Origin of the sequence: Haemophilus sputorum CCUG 13788 (assembly GCF_000238795.1) — a bacterium.
GTDB classification, from domain to species: domain Bacteria; phylum Pseudomonadota; class Gammaproteobacteria; order Enterobacterales; family Pasteurellaceae; genus Haemophilus_A; species Haemophilus_A sputorum.
Map to the genome: position 1 here is coordinate 1 of NZ_AFNK01000012.1, position 2,266 is coordinate 2,266.

2 protein-coding genes and 1 pseudogene are annotated in these 2,266 nt (G+C 39.5%); 1 reads left to right on the forward strand and 2 read right to left on the reverse strand.

Annotated features, from left to right (window positions below; genetic code table 11):
- Positions 1 to 289 (reverse strand): annotated as a pseudogene (gene tetR(B) / locus HSP_RS0103215) (tetracycline resistance transcriptional repressor TetR(B)); the annotation flags it as partial.
- Positions 290 to 370: 81 nt separating this feature from the next.
- On the opposite strand from tetR(B), the gene tet(B) reads away from it, so the two are divergent.
- Positions 371 to 1,576 (forward strand): tetracycline efflux MFS transporter Tet(B), encoded by a 1,206-nt coding sequence (tet(B), locus tag HSP_RS0103220; RefSeq protein ID WP_001089072.1) that lies wholly within the window; start codon positions 371 to 373, stop codon positions 1,574 to 1,576.
- A gap of 112 nt (positions 1,577 to 1,688) precedes the next feature.
- Here the strand turns inward: tet(B) and HSP_RS0103225 are convergent, their stop codons facing one another.
- On the reverse strand, positions 1,689 to 2,240 hold the full coding sequence (locus HSP_RS0103225; protein ID WP_425268511.1) for a TetR family transcriptional regulator: 552 nt from the start codon (positions 2,238 to 2,240) through the stop codon (positions 1,689 to 1,691).
- Positions 2,241 to 2,266 lie beyond the last annotated feature (26 nt).

Here is a 2,266-nt window from a genome sequence, read left to right on the forward strand (position 1 = left end):
CTCCATCGCGATGACTTAGTAAAGCACATCTAAAACTTTTAGCGTTATTACGTAAAAAATCTTGCCAGCTTTCCCCTTCTAAAGGGCAAAAGTGAGTATGGTGCCTATCTAACATCTCAATGGCTAAGGCGTCGAGCAAAGCCCGCTTATTTTTTACATGCCAATACAATGTAGGCTGCTCTACACCTAGCTTCTGGGCGAGTTTACGGGTTGTTAAACCTTCGATTCCGACCTCATTAAGCAGCTCTAATGCGCTGTTAATCACTTTACTTTTATCTAATCTAGACATCATTAATTCCTAATTTTTGTTGACACTCTATCATTGATAGAGTTATTTTACCACTCCCTATCAGTGATAGAGAAAAGTGAAATGAATAGTTCGACAAAGATCGCATTGGTAATTACGTTACTCGATGCCATGGGGATTGGCCTTATCATGCCAGTCTTGCCAACGTTATTACGTGAATTTATTGCTTCGGAAGATATCGCTAACCACTTTGGCGTATTGCTTGCACTTTATGCGTTAATGCAGGTTATCTTTGCTCCTTGGCTTGGAAAAATGTCTGACCGATTTGGTCGGCGCCCAGTGCTGTTGTTGTCATTAATAGGCGCATCGCTGGATTACTTATTGCTGGCTTTTTCAAGTGCGCTTTGGATGCTGTATTTAGGCCGTTTGCTTTCAGGGATCACAGGAGCTACTGGGGCTGTCGCGGCATCGGTCATTGCCGATACCACCTCAGCTTCTCAACGCGTGAAGTGGTTCGGTTGGTTAGGGGCAAGTTTTGGGCTTGGTTTAATAGCGGGGCCTATTATTGGTGGTTTTGCAGGAGAGATTTCACCGCATAGTCCCTTTTTTATCGCTGCGTTGCTAAATATTGTCACTTTCCTTGTGGTTATGTTTTGGTTCCGTGAAACCAAAAATACACGTGATAATACAGATACCGAAGTAGGGGTTGAGACGCAATCGAATTCGGTATACATCACTTTATTTAAAACGATGCCCATTTTGTTGATTATTTATTTTTCAGCGCAATTGATAGGCCAAATTCCCGCAACGGTGTGGGTGCTATTTACCGAAAATCGTTTTGGATGGAATAGCATGATGGTTGGCTTTTCATTAGCGGGTCTTGGTCTTTTACACTCAGTATTCCAAGCCTTTGTGGCAGGAAGAATAGCCACTAAATGGGGCGAAAAAACGGCAGTACTGCTCGGATTTATTGCAGATAGTAGTGCATTTGCCTTTTTAGCGTTTATATCTGAAGGTTGGTTAGTTTTCCCTGTTTTAATTTTATTGGCTGGTGGTGGGATCGCTTTACCTGCATTACAGGGAGTGATGTCTATCCAAACAAAGAGTCATCAGCAAGGTGCTTTACAGGGATTATTGGTGAGCCTTACCAATGCAACCGGTGTTATTGGCCCATTACTGTTTGCTGTTATTTATAATCATTCACTACCAATTTGGGATGGCTGGATTTGGATTATTGGTTTAGCGTTTTACTGTATTATTATCCTGCTATCGATGACCTTCATGTTAACCCCTCAAGCTCAGGGGAGTAAACAGGAGACAAGTGCTTAGTTATTTCGTCACCAAATGATGTTATTCCGCGAAATATAATGACCCTCTTGATAACCCAAGAGGGCATTTTTTACGATAAAGAAGATTTAGCTTCAAATAAAACCTATCTATTTTATTTATCTTTCAAGCTCAATAAAAAGCCGCGGTAAATAGCAATAAATTGGCCTTTTTTATCGGCAAGCTCTTTTAGGTTTTTCGCATGTATTGCGATATGCATAAACCAGCCATTGAGTAAGTTTTTAAGCACATCATCATCATAAGCTTTAAGTTGGTTCTCTTGGATCAATTTGCTGACAATGGCGTTTACCTTACCAGTAATGTATTCAAGGCTAATTTTTTCAAGTTCATTCCAACCAATGATAGGCATCACTTCTTGGATAGGGATAAGGTTTTTATTATTATCAATAATATAATCAAGATAATGTTCAAATATACTTTCTAAGGCAGACCAACCATTTGTTAAATCAGTTTTTGTTGTGATGTAGGCATCAATCATAATTAATTGCTGCTTATAACAGGCACTGAGTAATTGTTTTTTATTTTTAAAGTGATGATAAAAGGCACCTTTGGTCACCAACGCTTTTCCCGAGATCTCATCTATTGAAACAGCTTGATAGCCTTTTTCAACAAACAATATCGTTGCTGAGTTAACCAGTGATTGGATAGGTACTACTTAAAATTTTCTGTTGA